This is a genomic window from Streptomyces albireticuli, assembly GCF_021228125.1.
GTDB lineage: Bacteria > Actinomycetota > Actinomycetes > Streptomycetales > Streptomycetaceae > Streptomyces > Streptomyces albireticuli.
Genome location: NZ_JAJQQS010000002.1, coordinates 983,685 through 999,518, shown reverse-complemented (window position 1 = coordinate 999,518; position 15,834 = coordinate 983,685). Strand labels below are relative to the sequence as shown.

The window sequence follows — 15,834 nt, the reverse complement described above, 5'->3', positions numbered from 1 at the left end:
GGACAAGTCCTGGACAGAGCCCGGTCAGGCCAGGGCGACCAGGTCCGCGTAGTCCGGACCCCAGAGGTCCTCGACGCCGTCCGGGAGCAGGATGATCCGCTCCGGCTCGAGCGCGTCCACGGCGCCCTCGTCGTGCGTCACCAGCACCACGGCGCCCTTGTACGTGCGCAGCGCGCCGAGGATCTCCTCGCGGCTGGCCGGGTCGAGGTTGTTCGTCGGCTCGTCCAGCAGCAGGACGTTGGCGGAGGAGACGACGAGCGTCGCGAGCGCCAGACGGGTCTTCTCACCGCCGGAGAGCACACCCGCCGGCTTGTCCACGTCGTCGCCGGAGAACAGGAAGGAGCCCAGCGTCTTGCGGACCTCGACCAGGTCGAGGTCGGGTGCGGAAGAACGCATGTTCTCCAGGACCGTGCGGTCCGGGTCGAGCGTCTCGTGCTCCTGCGCGTAATAGCCGAGCTTGAGGCCGTGACCGGGGGTGACCTCGCCGGTGTCGGGCTTCTCGGCGCCCGCGAGGAGGCGCAGCAGCGTGGTCTTGCCGGCGCCGTTGAGGCCGAGGATGACGACGCGCGAGCCCTTGTCGATCGCCAGGTCGACGTCGGTGAAGATCTCCAGCGAGCCGTAGGACTTCGACAGGCCCTCGGCGGTGAGCGGCGTCTTGCCGCAGGGCGCGGGCTCCGGGAAGCGCAGCTTGGCGACCTTGTCGGAGACGCGGACCTCGTCCAGGCCCTTGAGCAGCCGCTCGGCGCGCTTGGCCATGTTCTGCGCGGCCACGGTCTTGGTGGCCTTGGCGCGCATCTTGTCGGCCTGCGAGTTGAGGGCCGCGGCCTTCTTCTCGGCGTTCTGCCGCTCGCGCTTGCGGCGCTTCTCGTCGGCCTCGCGCTGCTGCTGGTAGAGCTTCCAGCCCATGTTGTAGACGTCGATCTGGGCGCGGTTGGCGTCCAGGTAGAAGACCTTGTTGACGACCGTCTCGACGAGGTCCACGTCGTGGGAGATCACGATGAAGCCGCCGCGGTACGTCTTGAGGTAGTCGCGCAGCCAGGCGATGGAGTCGGCGTCGAGGTGGTTGGTCGGCTCGTCGAGGAGCAGGATGTCGGCGTCCGAGAAGAGGATCCGGGCCAGCTCGACGCGGCGGCGCTGACCGCCGGAGAGGGTGTGCAGGGGCTGGCCGAGGATGCGGTCCGGCAGGCCGAGGCTGGCGGCGATGGTCGCGGCCTCCGCCTCGGCGGCGTAACCGCCCTTGGTCAGGAACTCCGTCTCCAGGCGCTCGTACTTCTTCATGGCCTTCTCGCGCGTGGCGCCCTTGCCGTTCGCCATGCGCTCCTCGTTCTCCCGCATCTTGCGGAGGACCGTGTCCAGGCCGCGGGCGGAGAGGATGCGGTCGCGCGCCAGGACGTCGAGGTCGCCGGTGCGCGGGTCCTGCGGGAGGTAGCCGACCTCGCCGGAGCGGGCGATGGTGCCGCCGGCGGGCATGCCCTGGCCGGCGAGGCACTTGGTGAGGGTGGTCTTGCCCGCGCCGTTGCGGCCGACGAGGCCGATGCGGTCGCCCTTGGCGATGCGGAAGGACGCGGACTCGATGAGGACGCGGGCGCCGGCGCGCAGCTCGATGCCGGAGGCGGTGATCACGGGAATTACTCCTGGGCGGGTGGACGGCGAGGGGGACGGGTGATGAACACAGCCGCGCGCGGGCGCACCGCGGCCCTGCCGGGGCCTGCGGCGGCGGGCGGGGCCGGCCGACGCCGTCTAATGCACGAGGAGGAATGCCATGAGGACCAGTCTAACGGTGGAGCGCAAGCCGATTTCCGGGGGCGGCGGGGAGTGAGCTCCCCGATACTCAGGGTGGGAAGGGCGGTGGCCGCATGCAGTTCGACGACGACGCGGACCTGGATACCTCGCAGGTGCAGGACTCCCGGGGCAGCCGCATCCCGGGCGGCGGGGCGACCATCGGCGGCGGGATCGTGGGCCTGGTCGCCCTGGTGCTAGGGCTGTTCTTCGGGATCGGCCCGCAGGAGCTCGGGCTGAGCTCCGGGCCGGCGCCCACGGCGACCTCCAGCACGGACGCGCAGGTCTCCCAGCACTGCCGCACCGGCCGGGACGCCAACACCCGCGAGGACTGCCGGATCGTCGCCGTGGTCAACAGCGCCCAGTCGTTCTGGAGCCAGGAGTTCGCCCGCCGCTCCCGCGCCTACACCCCGGCCTCGACGGTCTTCTTCACCGGCCGGGTGAACACCGCCTGCGGCGCCGCCACCTCGGCCGTCGGCCCCTTCTACTGCCCCGCCGACCGGAAGGTCTATCTGGACCTGGGGTTCTTCGACGAGCTCAAGAGCAAGTTCGGCGCGAGCGGCGGCCCCTTCGCACAGGCGTACGTCGTCGCCCACGAGTACGGGCACCACGTCCAGAACCTGCTGGGCACGCTCGGCCGCTCGCAGGACCGGCGCACCGGCGCCGACAGCAACGCGGTGAAGGTCGAGCTCCAGGCCGACTGCTACGCCGGGGTCTGGGCCCGGCACGCCACCACGACCCCGGAGAAGTCCACCGGCCGGCCGCTGCTCAAGCAGCTGACGCAGGCCGACATCGACGACGGCCTGTCGGCGGCGGCGGCCGTCGGCGACGACCGGATCCAGGAGAAGTTCCAGGGCCGTGTCACCCCGGAGAGCTGGACGCACGGCTCGGCCGCGCAGCGGCAGGAGTGGTTCGGCACCGGGTTCCGCACGGGCGACGTGGCGCGGTGCGACACCTTCCGCTGAGCCCGTGGATCCGGAAGCGGATCCTGGATTCGCTTCCCCCCAGCGACCCGAAGGAGCGACCGTCATGGCAGACACCCACGCGGGACCGCCCTCCCTCTACCCCACACTGCTCTACCGCGACCCCAAGGCGGCCATCAAGCAGCTCACCAAGGGCTTCGGCTTCACGCGGGCCGCGCTGTACGAGTCCGAGGACGGCACCGTCCTGCACGCCGAGCTCGCCTTCGGCAACGGCGTGGTGATGCTCGGCTCGAAGGGCCGGGTCGGGGTGTTCGCCGAGGCGATGGCGGACAACGGGCCGACGGGCGTCTACGTGGTCGTCGAGGACGTGGACGCGCACCACCGCAGGGCGGCGGAGTACGGGGTGGAGATCCTGATGCCGCCGACGGACCAGGACTACGGGTCGCGGGACTACATGGCGCGGGACCTGGAGGGGAACGTGTGGAGCTTCGGGACGTACGTGCCCGGCGGCTGAGCCGCGGCCGGCGGGCGGGCCGCGCCCATGGGTGAGTCGCGCCCGGCCGGGTAGGCCGTGCCCGACCGGGACCCCGTCGGGGCCCCGGTCCTCGCGTGCCGGGCGGGCGGGCCTAGACCCCGCCCGTGTGGACCTGGAAGGCCGCTCTGCGCATCGCCTTGGCCAGGGCCGGGTCCGGGTGGGCGGCGGCCAGGGCCACGAGCACCTGCACCGTGCGGGGGTGCCCCACGGCCCGTACCTCCTCCAGGAGGCCGGGGACCGTGCCCTGCACCGCCGAGTCGAGGTGGCGGACCAGGAGGCGGCTCTCGCCGTGGTCGGCGACGGCCGCGGCGGTGTCCACCCAGAGCCAGGTGGCCTCCTCGCGGGTGAGCACCTCGGCCGCCTGTTCCGGGTCGCGGCCCTCGTGCTCGGCGAGCCAGAGCAGGGCGTACGGGCGCAGGCCCGGCTCGTCGGCGACGGCCCGGACGGCGGGCTCGGCGGCCGCCCCGACGGCGCGCAGCGCCTCGAAGGCCAGGCCCCGGACCAGGGCGTCGTCGCCGCGCGCGGCGTCCAGGAGCTCGTCGAGGGCGCCCCGGGTGGGCCGGGCGGCGAGCCAGGCGCGGTACTCGGCGCGGGCCGGGCCGGGCGTGAGGTCGGCGCAGCCGCGCAGCATGGCCTCGGCGGAGAGCTCGATGTTGCCCGCGGGGCTCTGGGCGGCGACGCAGATCTGTTCGAGCTTGACCCACACCGCCCAGTTGCCGAGCGGGGTCAGCTGGGCCTCGGTGCCGGGGCCGGGGCCGCGCATGACGAGGGCGCCGACGGAGGCGAGGCCCTCCAGCGCCCAGCCGAGCAGCTCCGGCAGCGGATCCGCACCGCCGGGGCCGCCGGGGCCGTCCGGGTCGGGGGCGGGCGGGGGCACCGGGGTGCCGTAGGGGACCTCGCAGCGCTCGGCGCGGATCTCGGCCACGCGCTGCTGGAGAAGGTCGAGGAGCATCGCGACGGCGACCGGGCCGGCCGACAGGTGCATGACGGACAGCAGCTGCGGGGCGGCCTCGACGACCTCGGCGGCGACGGTCGGGTCGGTGCCGGCGGGTGCCGGGTGGGCGAGGGACCAGGCGTCGAAGAGGGCGACCCAGCCGCGCAGGACGGCGCCGTCGTCGCGGTCCCAGGCGGTCAGCCGCCAGCCGGGGCGCGCGGCGTCGCCGTGCAGCTCGACGAGGCCGGCGAGCCGGGCCCGGTCCCAGTCGGACCGTACCTGCCGGACCGTCAGTCCCAGGGCATCGGCGGCCCGCTCGGCCGTCGTGCCGGCGAGGCCGCCACCCTCGCCCGGGTGTGGTCCGGCGCCGCGGCCGCGCTCGTCGGCGGCCCAGCGGGCCACGCGGACGGCGCCGATGAGGCCGCATCTCGCCTGACGGGCGAGTTCCGCCGGTGCCGGGGTGCCGGCGGGTGGGCGGGGTGCCGGTCGGGAGCCACGATTGGCCACGGCCCGGCGGGCAGCGGCGATCGGCTGTCGGGGGACCAGTCTGAGCCGGGAGTCGCGCGGAGTACGGGACGTCACAGGAGCAGTCTTGCCGTTGACGCTCCGAAAACCCAATCGGAATCAACGGGGCGGCCGTCCACCACCCTCACCGACCGCTGAATACGGCCTGACCAGGACTCACATCAGCGGTATGAGGAATCGGCGCAGGGACTCCTCGTAACCGGCCGGGTGGGCATTCCACATCGCGGCGTGGGGGGCGTGCCGGACGGCGTGCAGATGGATCAGGCCGGGGCGGCGGGCGGCGAGTTCGCGGGACGCCCGCCAGGGCGCGAGGGTGTCGTCGGGGCCGTGCACGATCAGGGTCGGCACGTCGGGGCGCGCGGGGTCGACGGCGCGGGCGAGGGCGTCGGGGTCCAGGCCCGTCCTGCCCTGCGCGGCGCGGACGGCGAGCGGGACCAGCGCGGCGGGCAGCCGGCGGGCGGCGGCGAGGGCGCGCAGCGTGGCGGGCCAGTCGAGGACCGGCGAGTCGAGGACGAGGCCGCCGACGCGGTCACGCACGCCGGACTCCGAGGCCGCGAGGAGGGCCATGGTGGCGCCGGTGGACCAGCCGTGCAGGACGACGTGGCGGGCGCCGTAGCGCACGGCGTAGCGGACGGCCGCGTCGAGGTCGCGCCATTCCGCGGCGCCGAAGCGGCCTATGCCGTCCGGGGAGCGGGGCGCGCCCGGGTCACCGCGGTAGCCGAGGTCGAGGACGGGGAGCCGCTGCCCGTGCAGGAAGGGCATCACGACCATGGGGTGTTCCCGGGTGGTGCCCAGCCCGTGCACGGTGATGACCCAGGTGTCGCGGTCGCCGGGGACGAACCAGGCGGGCAGGGGTCCCAGCTCGCCGGGGACGGCGACGTCGGCGTGGTCGAGGCCGAGGGCGTCGCGGGGGTTGCCGAGGTGGACCTGGGGCGTGAGCCATACCTTGGCGCCGGGCTCCAGGACGCCGTGGGTGACGCGCTCCAGGCGGCGTACGACGCAGTCGGCGGGGTGCGGGGCGTCCTCGACGACGGGGCCGACGACAGCGTGCAGGCCGCGCGCGGTCAGGCCGTAGGTGCCGCGGCGCAGCGCGGCGAGGGAGCGGGTGAGGGTGACGCGGTCGCCGTCGACGGCGTGGACGGTGAGCGCCGGCTCGCCGGGGAGCGGGCGGCCGGGGACGGGGCGGAGGGCCACGTCGCTCGCGTACCGCCCGGCCGCCACCGCGGCCGCTCCGGCACCTATGAGGGTGGTGACGGCCGTGGCCGCCACTGGACGTACACGCATCTCTTCCAGTGTGGTCCGCCCGGGGCGGGCCGGCCAGTGGGGCGCCCGGCGGGGCGGGGGCTGCTTTTTCCCCTACCCGCCCCTTCCCGGAACCGGGGCTCCGCCCCGGACCCCGGTCCTCAAACGCCGGACGGGCTGAAATCAGCCCGTCCGGCGCTTGAGGACACCGCGCGTCAGCGCGGAAAAGGGGGCCCGGGGGCTGCCCCCGGTTCCGGGAAGGGGCGGGTAGGGGAAAAGGCGCCGCCCGGACCGCCTACCCCCGCGGGACCCCGTAGCCGCGCAGCTTCTCCGCCGCCTCGGCCAGCTGCCCCGGCGTGAGCAAGGACGGGACCCGCCCCGGGACGCCGGACGCCGTGAGCCAGAGCCGGCACATCCACTCCAGCTGGGCGGTGCGGTCGTAGGCCTGGTCGAGGTCTGTGCCGTATGTCACCGTGCCGTGGTTGCGCAGGAGGCACCCGCTGCGGCCGTCCAGCGCCCGGAGCATGTTCGCGGCCAGCTCGTCCGTGCCGTAGAGGGCGTAGTCGGCGACTCCGACCGGCCCGCCGAGCAGGCCGGTCAGGTAGTGGACCGGGGGCAGCTCGTCGACGAGGGTGGAGACGGCCGTGGCGTGGACGGCGTGGGTGTGGACGACGGCGGAGGCACCGGTGGAGCGGTAGACCGCGAGGTGCATCGGGAGCTCGCTGGTGGGCGGGAACCCGCCGAGGACCTGCCGGCCGGCCATGTCGACGGCGACCGCGTCCTCCGGTCCCAGCCGGTCATAAGGGATTCCGCTAGGGGTCACCAGCACCAGGTCGCCGGCCCGCGCGGACACATTGCCCGAGGTGCCGACGACCAGCCCGTCGGCGACGGTGCGCCGGGCCGTGGCCAGGACCTCCGCCCATACGCTCCGTACGCTTTCCCGATCTTCCATGGGTTCTCGCCTCCGGTTCACGCCACCGCTCCGCCCGTTCCAGTTCACCTTCCGTTCACCAAAGGTCTTTACGGTCGCCGCTGTACTGACCATCGAGCTGATTGCCTGGGTGAATGGAACACATCACGCTTCTCATCGGGATCGTGATCGTCACGGCCTTGGTGTTCGACTTTACGAACGGCTTCCACGACACGGCCAACGCCATGGCCACCACCATCTCCACCGGGGCCCTCAAGCCCAAGACCGCGGTGGCCATGTCAGCGGCGCTGAACCTCGTCGGCGCGTTCCTCTCCGTCGAGGTGGCCAAGACCATCTCCGGCGGGATCATCGACGAGTCCGCGGGCATCAGACCCGAAGTGATCTTCGCGGGTCTGATCGGCGCCATCGTGTGGAATCTGCTGACCTGGCTGGCCGGCCTCCCCTCCAGTTCCTCGCACGCCCTGTTCGGCGGCCTGATCGGCGCGACCATCGTCTCGGTGGGCTTCGACGCGGTCAACGCCGACAAGGTCGTCATGAAGGTCCTCATCCCGGCGGTCGCCGCCCCGCTGGTCGCCGGTCTGGCCGCCACCCTGGCGACCCGGCTCACGTACCGCCTGGCGAAGAACCGGGACGAGAAGGAGACCGCCAAGGGCTACCGCACCGGGCAGATCGCCTCGGCCGCCCTGGTCTCCCTGGCCCACGGCACCAACGACGCCCAGAAGACGATGGGTGTGATCACCCTCGCGCTGGTCGCCGGCGGCGTGGTCGCCCCGCACTCCGACCCGCCGATGTGGGTCATCGTCTCCGCGGGCCTGGCCATCGCGGCCGGTACGTACCTCGGCGGCTGGCGCATCATCCAGACGCTCGGCAAGGGCCTCACCGACATCAAGCCCGCGCAGGGCTTCGCCGCCCAGACCGGCGCCGCGACGGTGATCCTCGCCTCCTCGCACATCGGCTTCGCGCTCTCCACCACCCAGGTCTGCTCCGGCTCGATCATGGGCGCCGGCCTCGGCCGCAAGGGCGGCGTGGTCCGCTGGTCGACCGCCGGCCGCATGGTCATGGCCTGGTGCCTGACGCTCCCGGCCGCGGGTCTGGTCGCCGGTGGCGCGGCCCTCCTGGCCGACCAGGGCGACTGGGGCGTCGCCACGGTCGCCGTCCTCGGTGTGGCCGTCTCGGCCGGCATCTGGCTGGCCTCGCGCCGCAAGCCGGTCACCCACGACAACGTCAACGAGACCGGCGCCCCGGAGGCCGCTCCCGCCGAGCCGACCGGTGTCGTCACCGCCGCCCTCCAGGCCGTCGCCCCGCCGCCGGCCGGCCCCCTCTCCCCCGTGGCCGTCGTGGCCCCCGAAGCCGGGCGCGCCCCCGCCGCCGCGGCGAGCTAAGGAAGAGACACCATGCAGATCGACTGGGCAGCTCTCGGCCAGGTCTTCGGCGTCAGCCTCGTGGTGACGGTCGGACTGGTCGGCGTGTTCACGCTGGGCATCGTCGGTACGTCCCGCAAGCCGGCGGAGGGCGCGGGCGCGGCGGGCGGTGACGTCACGGGCGCGGCGCCCACCGCGGTGGCCCGTACCGGCGCGTACGCGTGCTTCGCGCTGTGCGCGGCGGCCGTCGGGTACGGCATCTACCTGATCGTCGCCTAGCGGGCGGCGGGGGTCTCCCCTCCCCTCGATGCCCCCGATGTCCTCGAACGCCGGGCGGGCCGGTTCACTCCGGCCCGTCCGGCGTTTCGCGTCCCGGGAAGCGAAGCCCAGCTCAGAGGTGAGTTGACGGCCGTTCACGGCCCATGGTGGACTTCCGGGGCCAAACGGCGACAGCAGAGGAAGCCGGTGCGAGTCCGGCGCGGTCCCGCCACTGTCACCGGGGAGCGTCCTCCACCGAGGGCCACGGTCCGCCCGCCGGGCCGGAAGGCCGGAACGACGCCGATCCGGGAGCCAGGAGACTCTGGTCGCCGGTCACGTCGAGCCAGGGCGCGGACCCTGAGTGAGGACACACCCCCATGCCCGGCTGCCGCCGCCCATCCTCCCGCGCCCCGCGCGATCCAAGGACCCCCTTCCGAGGCGTGACGGCGGTCTGACCGATGCGTCCCATGCACGCCGGTCACCTAGGTTTCGCGTGCGGCGCCGCGCTCGGCTTCCTGGGCGACCTCGCCCTCGGCGACCCCCGCCGCGGCCACCCGGTGGCCGCCTTCGGGAAGGCCGCGCACGCCGTCGAGCAACGCCTGTGGCGCGACCACCGCGGCTACGGCGCCCTGCACACCCTGCTCTGCGCGGGCGGCACCGCGGCCGGCGCCGCGCTGCTGGCCCGCGCCCTGCGCCCGTCCCGTCCCGCCACAGTGGCCCTGACCGCCGCCACCACCTGGGCGGTGCTGGGCGGCACCTCCCTGGGCCGTGAGGCGCGCGCCGTCGGCGGCGCGCTCGAGGCCGGCGACCTGGAGGTCGCCCGGGAGCGGCTCCCCCACCTCTGCGGGCGCGACCCGCAGGCTCTGGACGGGCAGCAGATCGCGCGCGCGGTCGTGGAGTCCGTCGCCGAGAACACCTCCGACGCCGTCGTGGGCGCCCTCGTCTGGGGCGCCGTCGCGGGCGTACCGGGCCTGGCCGGCTTCCGGGCCGTGAACACCCTGGACGCGATGGTCGGCCACAAGTCGCCGCGCCTGCGGCGGTTCGGCTGGGCCTCCGCCCGGCTGGACGACGTCGTCGGCTGGCCGGGCGCCCGGCTCACCGCCGCCCTGACCGTCCTCGCCGGCCCCGACCGGCGCGGCGCCTGGCGGGTGGCCCGCCGGGACGCGGGCCGGCACCCGAGCCCGAACGCCGGCCCGGTGGAGGCCGCCTTCGCCGGGGCGCTGGGCGTCCGCCTCGGCGGCACCCTCGCCTACGCGGGCCGCGTCGAGCACCGGCCCGTGCTCGGTGGCGAGAACCGCCCGGTGGAGGCCGCGGACATCGAGCGCGCGGTGCGGCTCTCGCGCCGGGTGTCGCTGCTGGCCCTGGGCACCGCGATAGCGGCGCGCACGGTGGGCAGCCTTTGCGGCGGGGCCGTCAGGTCCGGCATCACGTCCAGCATCACGTCCAGGAGGAGCAGCCGGTGACAGCGGACAGGAGCGGGCGTACGGGCCCGCCGGGCGGGGGCCTGCTGGTGGCCGGGACCACCTCGGACGCGGGCAAGAGCGTGGTCACCGCCGGCATCTGCCGCTGGCTGGTCCGCAAGGGCGTCAAGGTCGCGCCGTTCAAGGCGCAGAACATGTCGCTGAACTCCTTCGTGACCCGCGAGGGCGCGGAGATAGGCCGGGCGCAGGCGATGCAGGCCGCCGCCGCCCGCGTCGAGCCGACGGCGCTCATGAACCCCGTCCTGCTCAAGCCGGGCAGCGACCGCAGCAGCCAGGTGGTGCTGATGGGCAAGCCCGTCGGCGAGCTGAGCGCCCGTGGCTACTTCGGCGGACCGGGCAGCCCCGCCGGCGGCTCCTCCCTGTACGCGGGGCGGCGGGAGCAGTTGCTCGGCACGGTGACGGAGTGTCTGGAGGAGCTGCGGCGCACCCATGACGCGGTGATCTGCGAGGGCGCGGGCAGCCCCGCCGAGATCAACCTGCGGCGCACCGACATCGTCAACATGGGCATCGCGCGGGCCGCGCGGCTGCCCGTCGTCGTGGTCGGCGACATCGACCGGGGCGGCGTCTTCGCCTCCTTCTTCGGCACGACGGCGCTGCTGTCCCGGGAGGACCAGGAGCTGATAGCGGGCTATCTGGTCAACAAGTTCCGGGGCGACGTGTCGCTGCTGGAACCGGGCCTGGACATGCTGCGCGACCTGACCGGCCGCCCGACGGTCGGCGTGCTGCCGTACGCGCACGGGCTCGGCATCGACGAGGAGGACGGCCTGCGCGTCTCCCTGCGCGGCGCGGTCCGCGAGTCGGTGGTGGCGCCGCCGCACGGCGCCGACGTCCTGCGGGTCGCGGTCTGCGCGGTGCCGCTGATGTCGAACTTCACGGACGTCGACGCGCTGGCCGCCGAGCCGGGCGTCGTCGTGCGCTTCGTGGACCGGCCGGAGGAGCTCACCGACGCGGACCTCGTGATCGTGCCGGGCACGCGCGGCACGGTACGGGCGCTGGCGTGGCTGCGCGAGCGGGGCCTCGCCGACGCGCTCGTACGCCGCGCGGCGGAGGGCCGCCCGGTGCTGGGCATCTGCGGCGGCTACCAGCTGCTGGGCGAGCGCATCGACGACGACGTCGAGTCGAGGGCCGGGACGGTGCCGGGCCTCGGCCTGCTGCCGGTGCGGGTGCGGTTCGCGGTGGAGAAGACCCTGGCCCGGCCGGTGGGCGAGGCCCTGGGCGAGCGCGTCGAGGGCTACGAGATCCACCACGGCGTGGCGGAGGTGCGCGGCGGCGACGAGTCGTTTCTGGACGGCTGCCGGTCGGGCGCGGTGTGGGGCACGCACTGGCACGGCTCGCTGGAGAGCGACGGCTTCCGGCGGGCGTTCCTGCGCCGGGTCGCGGACGCGGCGGGCCGGGCGTTCGTCCCGGCGCCCGACACGTCGTTCGGGGCGCTGCGCGAGGAGCAGCTGGACCGGCTGGGCGACCTGATCGAGGAGCACGCGGACACGGACGCGCTGCTGCGGCTGATCGAGGACGGGGTGCCGAAGGGGCTGCCGTTCGTACCGCCGGGGGCGCCGGCGCTGCCCGCGCAGCGCCCGCGGGACCCCGACAGCGGTGGTCCGCCCGCCACCGCCGGCACGGAACACGTCGGCGCACCGGCGGCCCCGGCGGCCGGCGACACGCCCGATCGATTCGATTCCCTCGAAGGGGGTAACGCCTGATGGCCTCGACCGCCACGTCCGCCTACCCGTTCACCGCGATCGTCGGCATGGACGACATGCGGCTGGGCCTGCTGCTCAACGCGATCGCGCCGTCGATCGGCGGCGTGCTCGTGCGCGGCGAGAAGGGCACCGCGAAGACCACCACGGTCCGCGGCCTGACGGCTCTCCTGCCGAGGGTCGAGACCGTGACGGGCTGCCGGTTCTCCTGCGACCCGGCGTCCCCGGACCCCGCCTGCCCGGGCGGGCCGCACGAGGACGCGCCGGGTGAGGGCCGCGCCGCCCGTATGGTCGAGCTGCCCGTCGGTGCCTCCGAGGACCGCCTCGTGGGAGCGCTCGACATCGAGCGGGCGCTGGGCGAGGGCGTCAAGGCGTTCGAGCCGGGCCTGCTGGCGGCCGCGCACCGCGGTGTGCTGTACGTCGACGAGGTCAATCTTCTGGGCGACCATCTGGTCGACTCGCTGCTCGACGCGGCGGCCACCGGTTCCTCCTCCGTCGAGCGCGAAGGCGTCTCCGTCCGTCACGCCTCCCGCTTCCTCCTCGTCGGCACCATGAACCCCGAGGAGGGCGAGCTCCGCCCCCAGCTCCTCGACCGGTTCGGACTGACCGTCGAGGTCGCCGCGTCCCGTGAGACCGAGGAGCGCGTCGAGGTCGTACGCCGCCGGCTCGCCTACGACGAGGACCCGGCCGCCTTCGCCGCCAAGTGGACGGCCGAGGAGGACGCGCTGCGGGAGCGGATCGCCGCCGCCCGGGAGCTGCTGCCGGGCGTGCGGCTGGGCGACGGCGCGCTGCGCCGGATCGCCGCCGTGTGCGCCGGGTTCGAGGTGGACGGCATGCGCGCGGACATCGTGACCGCGCGCGCCGCGACCGCGCTGGCCGCCTGGGCGGGGCGCACGGACGTCACCACCGCGGACGTACGGCAGGCCGCGCTGCTGTCGCTGCCGCACCGGCGGCGCCGCAATCCCTTCGACGCCCCCGGCCTCGACGAGGACAAGCTCGACGAGATCCTGCGGCAGTTCGAGGACGACGAGCCCGAGCCCGACCCGGAGCCCGGGCCGGAGGACCCGGACGACGGCGGCCCCGAGGGCGACGGCGGCCCGGACGGCGGTGGCGGCGAGCCCCCGCACGACCCGGAGCTGCCCCCGCAGCGGGAGGAGAGCACGCCCTCCACGGAGCAGAACTCGCGGCAGGACTCCCGGAAGAGCTCGCGGGAGCCGGCCGGGGAGACCTCGGCGGAGGGCGCTCCCGGGCCCGCGCCCGGCGGTGCCGCGCCCGAGGCGCCGGCCGTCGCCGCCGCGGACCCCTTCCGCACCCGGAAGTTCGACGTCCCCGGGCTCGGCGAGGGCGCGGACGGCCGCCGCTCACGGGCCCGTACCGCGCACGGCCGCACGACCGGCGCGCGCCGCCCCCGGGGCACCCTGTCCAGGCTGCACCTGGCGGCGACCGTCCGGGCGGCGGCGCCGCACCAGCGGGCGCGCGGGCGCCGCGGCCCCGGCCTGGTCGTCCGCCGGGACGACCTGCGGGAGGCGGTCCGCGAGGGGCGCGAGGGCAACCTCGTGCTGTTCGTCGTGGACGCCTCAGGTTCCATGGCCGCCCGGAAGCGCATGGGCGCGGTCAAGGGCGCGGTGCTGTCGCTGCTGCTCGACGCGTACCAGCGCCGCGACAAGATCGGCATGATCACCTTCCGGGGTTCGGGCGCCGAGGTGGCACTGCCCCCGACGTCGTCGGTGGACGCGGGCGCGGCCCGGCTGGAGCGGCTGCCGACGGGCGGCCGGACACCGCTGGCGGCCGGGCTGCTCCAGGCGCACGAGGTGCTGCGGGTGGAGCGGCTGCGCGACCCGTCGCGGCGCCCGCTGCTGGTCGTCGTGACCGACGGCCGGGCCACCGGCGGCCCCGAGCCGCTGGTGCGGGCGCGGCACGCGGCCCGGCTGCTGGCGGCCGGGGGCACGGCGTCGGTGGTCGTGGACTGCGAGACGGGGCCGGTGCGGCTCGGGCTCGCGGGCGAGCTCGGGAGCGAGCTACGCGGCCCGGTGGTGACGCTCGACGAACTGCGCGCGGACAGTGTCTCCGCGCTCGTACGCACCGTACGGAACACGAACTCCAGGAGGGCCGCCTAATGCCACAGGGACAGCCGACCGTCGTTCCCGACGACGGGCTCACCACACGTCAGCGCCGCAACCGGCCGCTGGTGTTCGTCCACACCGGCATCGGCAAGGGCAAGTCGACCGCCGCGTTCGGGCTGGCGCTGCGGGCGTGGAACCAGGGCTGGCCGGTCGGGGTGTTCCAGTTCGTGAAGTCGGCGAAGTGGAAGGTCGGCGAGGAGAACGCGCTGCGCGTGCTCGGCGATTCGGACCAGGGCGGGAGCGTCGACTGGCACAAGATGGGCGAGGGCTGGTCGTGGATCCAGCGGGCCCCGGCGGAGGGCGAGCAGACCAACGAGGACAAGGCCCGTGAGGGCTGGGAGCAGGTGAAGCGGGACCTGGCCGCCGAGACGTACAAGCTGTACGTGCTCGACGAGTTCGCCTACCCGATGCACTGGGGCTGGATCGACACGGACGAGGTGATCGAGGTGCTGCGGAACCGTCCCGGGACGCAGCACGTGGTCATCACGGGCCGCAACGCCCCGCAGAAGCTGGTCGACTTCGCCGACCTGGTGACGGACATGTCGAAGGTCAAGCACCCGATGGACACCGGTCAGAAGGGCCAGCGGGGCATCGAGTGGTGAGTACGACCGATACGCGGATCCCCCGGCTGGTCATCGCGGCCCCGGCCTCGGGCAGCGGCAAGACGACGGTGGCCACGGGTCTGATGCGGGCCTTCGCCGACGCGGGCCTGGCCGTCTCGCCGCACAAGGTGGGCCCGGACTACATCGACCCGGGCTACCACGCGCTGGCGACCGGCCGGCCGGGCCGCAACCTGGACGCGTACATGTGCGGCCCGGAGCGGATCGCCCCGCTGTTCCTGCACGGGGCGGCGGGGTGCGACCTCGCGCTGGTCGAGGGCGTGATGGGCCTGTACGACGGGGCGAGCGGGCAGGGCGAGCTGGCGTCGACGGCGCATGTGGCGAAGCTGCTGAAGGCGCCGGTGGTACTGGTCGTCGACGCGTCGTCGCAGTCGCGTTCGGTGGCGGCGCTGGTGCACGGCTTCGCGTCCTGGGACCCGGAGGTCAGGGTCGCGGGCGTGATCCTCAACAAGGTCGGCTCGGACCGCCATGAGGCGCTGCTGCGGGAGGCCCTGGAGGAGTCCGGGGTGCCGGTGCTGGGCGCGCTGCGGCGGGTCCGCGCGGTGGACACGCCGAGCCGTCATCTGGGCCTGGTGCCCGTCGCGGAGCGGAGCGCGGAGGCGCTGGCCGCGGTGGCGGCCCAGGCCGCCCAGGTACGCGAGGGCTGCGACCTGGAGGGTCTGCTGGCGCTGGCGCGCAGCGCGCCGCCGCTGACAGCGGAGGCGTGGGACCCCGCGGCACCGTTGTGGGCGGGCGTTCCGCCGGCTGGGGGCACCCCCGGCCGAAGGTCGGGGGAGGGCGGGCACAACGCACCCACCGACCCGCACCCGGAGAACGCACCTGTGATCGCCGTAGCCGGCGGCCCCGCGTTCACGTTCTCGTACACCGAGCACACGGAACTGCTCAGAGCGGCCGGCGCGGAAGTCGTCCCCTTCGACCCCCTCCGCGACGAGGCCCTCCCGGACCGCACCGCCGCCCTCGTCATAGGCGGCGGCTTCCCCGAGGTCTATGCCCCGGAGCTGTCCGCGAACGAGCCGCTCCGCAAGGCGGTCGCCGAGCTGGCGGCGAGCGGCGCGCCGGTCGTCGCCGAGTGCGCGGGCCTGCTGTACCTGTCGCGTTCGCTGGACGGCAAGCCGATGTGCGGCGTGCTGCCCGCGGACGCCCGGATGTCCGGCCGTCTCACCCTCGGCTACCGCGAGGCCGTGGCGATCGCGGACAATCCGCTGGCGCAAGCCGGCACCCGGGTCCGGGGCCACGAGTTCCACCGCACGGTGACGGAGCCGGGCGCGGGCGGGACCCCGGCATGGGGCTTCACCCACCCGGAGCGCCGCACGGAGGGGTTCGTGGTCGGCGGGGTCCACGCCTCGTACCTGCATGTGCACTGGGCGGGCGCCCCCGGCACGGCCGCCCGTCTCGTGGCGGGGCTGTCCGGTCGCTGAGGCGAGC

Annotated in this window: 13 protein-coding genes and 1 riboswitch; of the genes, 9 read left to right on the top strand and 4 right to left on the bottom strand. The window is 74.8% G+C overall.

Annotated features, from left to right (window positions below; genetic code table 11):
* Positions 1–24: 24 nt before the first annotated feature.
* On the bottom strand, positions 25–1,623 hold the full coding sequence (locus LUZ64_RS04570) for an ABC-F family ATP-binding cassette domain-containing protein (protein WP_095585036.1): 1,599 nt from the start codon (positions 1,621–1,623) through the stop codon (positions 25–27).
* A gap of 233 nt (positions 1,624–1,856) precedes the next feature.
* Here LUZ64_RS04570 and ypfJ point away from each other — a divergent pair, with 233 nt between their 5' ends.
* Together ypfJ and LUZ64_RS04560 are read left to right on the top strand one after the other, a co-directional pair.
* Positions 1,857–2,744: a KPN_02809 family neutral zinc metallopeptidase gene (gene ypfJ / locus LUZ64_RS04565; RefSeq protein WP_095585037.1), complete on the top strand. Its 888-nt coding sequence runs from the start codon at positions 1,857–1,859 to the stop codon at positions 2,742–2,744.
* Between the two features lie 64 nt (positions 2,745–2,808).
* Positions 2,809–3,216: a VOC family protein gene (locus LUZ64_RS04560; protein ID WP_095585038.1), complete on the top strand. Its 408-nt coding sequence runs from the start codon at positions 2,809–2,811 to the stop codon at positions 3,214–3,216.
* Positions 3,217–3,328: 112 nt separating this feature from the next.
* Here the strand turns inward: LUZ64_RS04560 and LUZ64_RS04555 are convergent, their stop codons facing one another.
* The 3 genes from LUZ64_RS04555 to LUZ64_RS04545 all read right to left on the bottom strand — a co-directional run bounded on the left by LUZ64_RS04555 (position 3,329) and on the right by LUZ64_RS04545 (position 6,890).
* Positions 3,329–4,753, bottom strand: a complete 1,425-nt coding sequence (locus LUZ64_RS04555) for a hypothetical protein (protein WP_232390912.1) — start codon at positions 4,751–4,753, stop codon at positions 3,329–3,331.
* A 99-nt stretch (positions 4,754–4,852) separates the two neighbouring features.
* The gene (locus tag LUZ64_RS04550; RefSeq protein ID WP_095585010.1) at positions 4,853–5,980 is read right to left on the bottom strand and encodes an alpha/beta hydrolase; all 1,128 of its coding nucleotides are present in this window, start codon (positions 5,978–5,980) and stop codon (positions 4,853–4,855) included.
* 253 nt (positions 5,981–6,233) lie between these two features.
* Positions 6,234–6,890, bottom strand: a complete 657-nt coding sequence (locus tag LUZ64_RS04545) for a class II aldolase/adducin family protein (protein WP_095585009.1) — start codon at positions 6,888–6,890, stop codon at positions 6,234–6,236.
* A 113-nt stretch (positions 6,891–7,003) separates the two neighbouring features.
* On the opposite strand from LUZ64_RS04545, the gene LUZ64_RS04540 reads away from it, so the two are divergent.
* The 7 genes from LUZ64_RS04540 to LUZ64_RS04510 all read left to right on the top strand — a co-directional run bounded on the left by LUZ64_RS04540 (position 7,004) and on the right by LUZ64_RS04510 (position 15,827).
* Positions 7,004–8,251, top strand: a complete 1,248-nt coding sequence (locus tag LUZ64_RS04540; RefSeq protein WP_095585008.1) for an inorganic phosphate transporter — start codon at positions 7,004–7,006, stop codon at positions 8,249–8,251.
* A gap of 12 nt (positions 8,252–8,263) precedes the next feature.
* Positions 8,264–8,509 (top strand): hypothetical protein, encoded by a 246-nt coding sequence (locus LUZ64_RS04535; protein ID WP_095585007.1) that lies wholly within the window; start codon positions 8,264–8,266, stop codon positions 8,507–8,509.
* Positions 8,510–8,686: 177 nt separating this feature from the next.
* Positions 8,687–8,810, top strand: a riboswitch (cobalamin riboswitch).
* A 145-nt stretch (positions 8,811–8,955) separates the two neighbouring features.
* Entirely contained in the window at positions 8,956–9,951 is a 996-nt protein-coding gene (locus LUZ64_RS04530) for a cobalamin biosynthesis protein (RefSeq protein ID WP_095585012.1), read from the top strand.
* The gene (locus LUZ64_RS04525; protein WP_232389993.1) at positions 9,948–11,669 is read left to right on the top strand and encodes a cobyric acid synthase; all 1,722 of its coding nucleotides are present in this window, start codon (positions 9,948–9,950) and stop codon (positions 11,667–11,669) included. The genes LUZ64_RS04530 and LUZ64_RS04525 overlap by 4 nt, the downstream gene beginning before the upstream one ends.
* Positions 11,669–13,783, top strand: a complete 2,115-nt coding sequence (locus tag LUZ64_RS04520; protein WP_095585006.1) for a putative cobaltochelatase — start codon at positions 11,669–11,671, stop codon at positions 13,781–13,783. Before LUZ64_RS04525 ends, LUZ64_RS04520 begins: the two co-directional genes overlap by 1 nt.
* Complete coding sequence (gene cobO / locus LUZ64_RS04515; protein ID WP_095585005.1) at positions 13,783–14,391, top strand: cob(I)yrinic acid a,c-diamide adenosyltransferase; 609 nt, start codon at positions 13,783–13,785, stop codon at positions 14,389–14,391. The genes LUZ64_RS04520 and cobO overlap by 1 nt, the downstream gene beginning before the upstream one ends.
* Positions 14,388–15,827: a cobyrinic acid a,c-diamide synthase CobB gene (locus LUZ64_RS04510; protein ID WP_232389994.1), complete on the top strand. Its 1,440-nt coding sequence runs from the start codon at positions 14,388–14,390 to the stop codon at positions 15,825–15,827. Before cobO ends, LUZ64_RS04510 begins: the two co-directional genes overlap by 4 nt.
* The last annotated feature ends 7 nt before the right edge of the window (positions 15,828–15,834 follow it).